This window comes from Synechococcus sp. R8-2 (assembly GCF_047461715.1).
GTDB lineage: Bacteria > Cyanobacteriota > Cyanobacteriia > Thermostichales > Thermostichaceae > Thermostichus.
This window is the reverse complement of sequence record NZ_JANSHQ010000005.1, coordinates 1-4,927: the sequence shown is the minus strand read 5'-3', so window position 1 is coordinate 4,927 and position 4,927 is coordinate 1. Positions and strand designations below refer to the sequence as shown.

Sequence of the window (4,927 nt, the reverse complement as noted above, 5' to 3'; positions counted from 1 at the left end):
CAATGGCTGCATCCTGAGCGATGGCCTCAGCCGAATACTGACGGGGATCCTTTTCGTCGTGGAGGATGTTGGAGGAAGCCCGCAGGCTGTAGGTACGACCGCCGAGAACAATGGAAGTGCCGACAAAGCGGGATCCGCCCGGTGCAGGTTCCATCTGTCCAAAAATGCGGCTACCCGCCGGGATCACCAAGCGCCCCTGGCTGTCAAAAATGTTCTGAGTAACGGCCACTTCCAGGGGATAGACGGTGTCGGGATAAAAGTATTGCGGCCCTTCGCTACTCAGGCTGCCGACCGGGATAATCGTCCCCTGCTCAAGGCGGTAGGCACCCAATTCAAACAGCGGCTGAGCCGAACTGGGCAAGGGGGCCAACGCAGGGATCCCGGCCAGGCCAAGAATGGCTGCTGTTAAGATAGCTTTCATGAGTAGAGTCTCCAATGCTTCTCCAAGTTCTGCCGAGTTCTGAGCAGTTGCCTGAAGCTATTCCAAGTCAATTTGCTTCCTTGTCTCAGCTTCTCTCCATTTCTAGGTTATCGAATCCTTCCTAGGGCTTGTTTTCTCCCACAAGTCGATTTGTTTTCAACTGTTGGCAGTTTGGGTGGCCATCCTGCAGCACAACTTCTCTCAGAAATGCTGGAAGGCTTGTTGACGGCTGAGGGCCCGCCCGTCCTTCAGCCAGACGGTTCCCTGCGGATCCCAGCCTGTCACTTCTCCAATCCAAACGGCCCCCGGCAATCTTTCCAACAGATGCTTGGCCACCGACACCTCGGCACTGAGGAGCAGCTCAAAATCTTCGCCTCCATAGAGCGCCCACTCCCAGGCTTGGGCCGGAAAAGCCTGCCGCAAAGCTTTTGAAATCGGGATCCGCTCCACGGCAATCCTTGCCTCCACCCCGCTGGCCTGACACACCTGCACCAGGGCATCTGCCAAACCGTCGCTGGTATCCATGCCGGCAATGCGCAAGGGATCCGGGATCCCTTCCAAGAGGGGCAACAGATCCAGTCGCGGGCGTGGGTATTGGTGAGCCCTGATCAACTGCTCGCGCTCGGCCGCCGTAGCTGAGGATCCCTGTTCAGGATGGAGAAGCAGCTCCAAGCCTGCCCGCGCATCTCCGTGGGGCCCTGTTACCACCAGCCAATCGCCGGGTTGAGCCCGTCTGCGCTGAATAGCCCGCCCCGGCTGCACCGATCCCAGGGCCGTGATTGCCACAAATCGATGCGGCGACCGACACAGATCCCCTCCCACCAGGTGACATCCCCAGCGGGCGCAACAGTCCCGCATCCCTTGATAAAGCTCCTCCACCCAAGCAACCGGTGTGGAGCCCGGCAAGCCCAAACCCACCACCAACGCCTGCGGACGGGATCCCATCGCGGCCAGATCCGACAGATTGGCGGCCACCGCGCGCCAGCCCACCGCATGGGCCGGGGTCGTCAGATCGCTGAAGTGAACTCCCTCCACCAACACATCGGTTGTCACCACCAACTGCCCCTCCGGAGCAGCCAACACCGCCGCATCGTCTCCCACCACCTGGGCCGGACAGTAGCGCTGCACGATCTGCAGCAGCCCTGCCTCCCCAATTGCCGAGATGGGTAGGGGGGAAGGATTGCCGTTTTGTGGGGAAGAACTGTCAGAAAGACCGGAGAACAAGACAGACCTCTGAGGGTAGCGAGGATAACACAGCTGCAAGATCTGGTGGATGCTGGAGTCTTGTTGGATATTTCCAAGGATCCCGCCTGCACGCCACAGGCAAGCTGGAGAATTCTACCCCGCCGTCCGCTGTCCAATTAGGGCATAGAAGGGATCCCCGCCTCCGCCTGCCCAAAAGCCCAGCCAACCCATAGGGGCAGGCCGCTGGATCACTTTCACCACCTCAAACCCTGGCACCGACTCAAAATAGCGCCTGACCAACTCCACCCGCCCCGCCTCAGAGTTGTCCCGCCAAGCCTGGATCGCCTTCTGGAAAAACATGCGATTGGAGAAGCTGACGATGAACAGGCCCTGGGGCTTTAGGATGCGATACACCTCGGCAAACACCTGCTCCGGCTGCTGCAGATACTGCACCGAGACCGTGTTCAGCACCGCGTCGAAGGATTGATCAGGGAAGGGCAGACTTGGGTTTTGGTTCAAGTTTTGGATGAAGAAGTGATCCAGCCGGGGGTTGGCCGCCAGTTCCTCCGGGTTCATCCCATGCCCCTCCACATGGGCAAACTCCATCTCAGGTGGCAAATGGGAGACCCAACTGCTCATCAGATCGAGAATGCGGGTCTGGGGCCGCAAATGCTCGCGGTATAGATCGGTGAGCTGGCCGATGAAGCCAGAATCCACATGAGTCACGAAGCGAGGATAGCTGTAAAAGAGGGCATCGTCGCTGGGATCCAACTTGGAGCGCTGCCAATCCTTGAGCACCACCATGGCCAAACGGTTGCAAATCTTAATCAAAGCTAACATTTTGGAAGCTTCGGAAAAGGGGTGGGCGTGATACCTTAGCAGAGCAACAGTGGCCATTTCGCGAAGGACTCTTTGCCGTGATGTCTGTGTCTCACCCCTCTTCAGCGGCTCCTTCTTCTTCTGGGTCTAACTTTGGCCTGCGGGAGTACGTAACCGAACTGCAGCTCCACATGGCTCTGCAGGCTCGCAGCCTTACTCCTTCTCTCAGCGTTTCCCCAGCCCAGGACAGCCCCCTGGCTCTGGTGCAGCGGGCACAGGCAGCTATGGAGAAGTCCGTTTCCCGCCAGTGGCTTTGAGGGGCACAGCCTGGGCAGAGAGGCTCAGGCCAAGCTTTTGCGCAACACCCCCTGCACCAGCAGAACCGACACTACGACAAACCCCGTCAAGAGGCCCAGGGATCCCGCCAGGGTGAGATCGCCCCAGGGAGCCTGCAGCACCACATCGGCCCAGCTCCAATGGCTGCTGCGGTAAACATGGCGGATGGGCTCGATGGCAAAAGTGAGGGGGTTGAGGCTGGCCACCCAACGCAGCCAGGTGGGCATAAAGCTCAGGGGAGCCAAGGCCGTGCTGGAAAAGATCAGGGGCAAGTTGACCAAAAAGATGAAAGCCAGCAATTGCTGGTGCCCCGGCATGGCAAAGGCCAAGCCCAAGCTCAGGGCCGTGAAGCCCAAGACCAACAGGCCCACGATCAAGGCCACCACCGCCAAGCCTGGCCCGTCGGGGATCCCGGCCCCAAGGGCGTAGTCTGCCCCCACAATGACTGCCGTCTGCAGCAACGCCAAGCTGACGATAAACAGGCTAGAAGCAAGAACAATGGAAAAACGAGAGGTGAGGGGAGCCACCAACAACCGGTTCAAAAAGCCAAATTCTCGGTCGAAAATCACCGGCACTCCGGCATTCAAGGCTCCACCAAAAGCCGTAAACACGATGACTCCCGCCCCCAAAAACTGGGTGTAGTTTTGTCCGGCCCCGAAAATGCCGGCAGGAGCATTCTGAAACAAGGCTCCAAATAGAATCAGCCAGAGCAACGGCTGGATAATGCCAACCAGCAAGGTTGTGGGGCGACGCTGCAGTTGGATAAACAAGCGGCGGGTGAGGGCAAAGGTCTCCTGCCAAAAATCAGCCGTCAGAAGGGGGATCGGGTTGGGTTGAACCGAGGAAGAGGCAGAGTTCATACCAAAGCTCCTGTAGAGTTGTGATCAATGAATGTGTGATGAATCAATGAATGTGTGATGAATGAATGAATGCAGTATCTAATCCATCAACCAATACAACCAATAAATATCTCGATATGCCTTTGTACAGGGATCAATGGGGCTCGATCATGAGGGGATGAAGTTACTTTTTCTTTTTGCCCAGATTGGCCTCGGCAGCGGCCAGCTCCGCATCCATGAGGGTTTGCCCGGTTGCCGCCAAATACACATCATCCAAGCTGGGACGAGACTGGGTGCTGCTGAACACCTCTAGCCCATGAGCCTGCAAGTGGGCGCGAATCTGGCTGAGGGGATCCTCTCCATTCCGCTGCACCACCAGGTTCAGGGCGTTGCCCTGGGCGCTGTTGATCACCACCTTCTGGACAAAGGGCAGGGATCCCAGCAGTTGGGCACCCCGTTGGGCCAGTTCCGCCGGGGCAAATTCCTGCAGCTTGACGGTGATGCGCTCGCCGCCGACGCGGGTTTTGAGCTCCTCTGGGGTTCCCTCGGCGATCACCTTGCCCCGGTCGATGATGGCTACCCGATCCGCCAGCAGGTCGATCTCCTCCAGGTAATGGCTGCTGAGCACCACCGTGATCCCTGTGTTCTTGAGTTGGCGCAAAAAATCCCAGATGGCCAGCCGACTAGGAATGTCCAGGCCCACCGTGGGCTCGTCCAAGACCAGCACCTGGGGTTGATGGAGCAGTCCTGCCGCCAGATCCAAGCGTTTGCGCAGCCCGCCGGAGTAGGTACCGATGAGTTGGTCGGCGCGGTCGGTCAGCCCCAGCAGTTCCAGGACGGCAGCGATTCGCTCTTGAGCCAAGGGGCGAGGCAGGTGGTGGAGATCGGCCTGCAACTGCAACAATTCTCGCCCGGTCAGCACCTTATCCAAAGCCACCTCTTGGGCAACAAACCCCAGTTTTTCTCGTACCGCTTTGGGGTTTTCGCTGGCCGGGATCCCGTACACCTCTATCCGGCCTGAGTCGGGACGGAGCAAGGTGCAGAGGCAATGCAAAGTGGTGGTCTTGCCCGCTCCATTGGGGCCGAGAATGCCGTAGATCTGGCCGGGTTCCACCTGAAACGAGACGTCCGCCACGGCCACTGTGGATCCGTAGCGCTTCTGAAGTTGCTGTACCAAGACCGCAGGAGTATCTGACATGGGTATCCACATCTCGCTTCCTCTAGGCTATCAAGCCTGTTCGGGAGATGAGGCCAGGGATCGCCACCATTTCTTGCTCGTTGCCGCCAGCCCCCTAGGGATGGTGGGAGGTAAACTACCCGGCTCCGA

General features: G+C 58.7%; 6 protein-coding genes. 1 reads left to right on the top strand and 5 read right to left on the bottom strand.

Going from position 1 to position 4,927, the window contains the following annotated elements; all coding sequences use genetic code 11:
• The 3 genes from NW819_RS00100 to NW819_RS00090 all read right to left on the bottom strand — a co-directional run.
• A partial coding sequence (locus NW819_RS00100) for a hypothetical protein (protein WP_414412518.1) occupies nt 1-421 on the bottom strand: 421 nt, incomplete at its 3' end.
• Between the two features lie 201 nt (nt 422-622).
• Nucleotides 623-1,645 carry a thiamine-phosphate kinase gene (gene thiL, locus NW819_RS00095; RefSeq protein WP_414412517.1) on the bottom strand — a complete coding sequence of 341 codons (1,023 nt, stop codon included), beginning with the start codon at nt 1,643-1,645 and terminating at the stop codon, nt 623-625.
• 114 nt (nt 1,646-1,759) lie between these two features.
• Complete coding sequence (locus NW819_RS00090; protein ID WP_414412519.1) at nt 1,760-2,410, bottom strand: class I SAM-dependent methyltransferase; 651 nt, start codon at nt 2,408-2,410, stop codon at nt 1,760-1,762.
• Between the two features lie 116 nt (nt 2,411-2,526).
• Between NW819_RS00090 and NW819_RS00085 the strand changes: the two genes are divergently transcribed.
• Nucleotides 2,527-2,742: a hypothetical protein gene (locus NW819_RS00085; protein WP_011433464.1), complete on the top strand. Its 216-nt coding sequence runs from the start codon at nt 2,527-2,529 to the stop codon at nt 2,740-2,742.
• A gap of 24 nt (nt 2,743-2,766) precedes the next feature.
• Here the strand turns inward: NW819_RS00085 and NW819_RS00080 are convergent, their stop codons facing one another.
• Together NW819_RS00080 and NW819_RS00075 are read right to left on the bottom strand one after the other, a co-directional pair.
• Nucleotides 2,767-3,621, bottom strand: a complete 855-nt coding sequence (locus NW819_RS00080) for an ABC transporter permease (protein ID WP_414412516.1) — start codon at nt 3,619-3,621, stop codon at nt 2,767-2,769.
• Between the two features lie 163 nt (nt 3,622-3,784).
• Nucleotides 3,785-4,798, bottom strand: coding sequence for an ATP-binding cassette domain-containing protein (locus tag NW819_RS00075; RefSeq protein ID WP_414412515.1), 1,014 nt, complete (start codon nt 4,796-4,798; stop codon nt 3,785-3,787).
• Between the last annotated feature and the right edge of the window lie 129 nt (nt 4,799-4,927).

What these genes read in the sequence shown, in the direction of transcription:
- NW819_RS00090 (WP_414412519.1), bottom strand. Translation starts at nt 2,410, where the DNA reads ATGGTGGTGCTCAAGGATTGGCAGCGCTCCAAGTTGGATCCCAGCGAC.
- NW819_RS00085 (WP_011433464.1), top strand. Translation starts at nt 2,527, where the DNA reads ATGTCTGTGTCTCACCCCTCTTCAGCGGCTCCTTCTTCTTCTGGGTCT.
- NW819_RS00080 (WP_414412516.1), bottom strand. Translation starts at nt 3,621, where the DNA reads ATGAACTCTGCCTCTTCCTCGGTTCAACCCAACCCGATCCCCCTTCTG.
- NW819_RS00075 (WP_414412515.1), bottom strand. Translation starts at nt 4,798, where the DNA reads ATGTCAGATACTCCTGCGGTCTTGGTACAGCAACTTCAGAAGCGCTAC.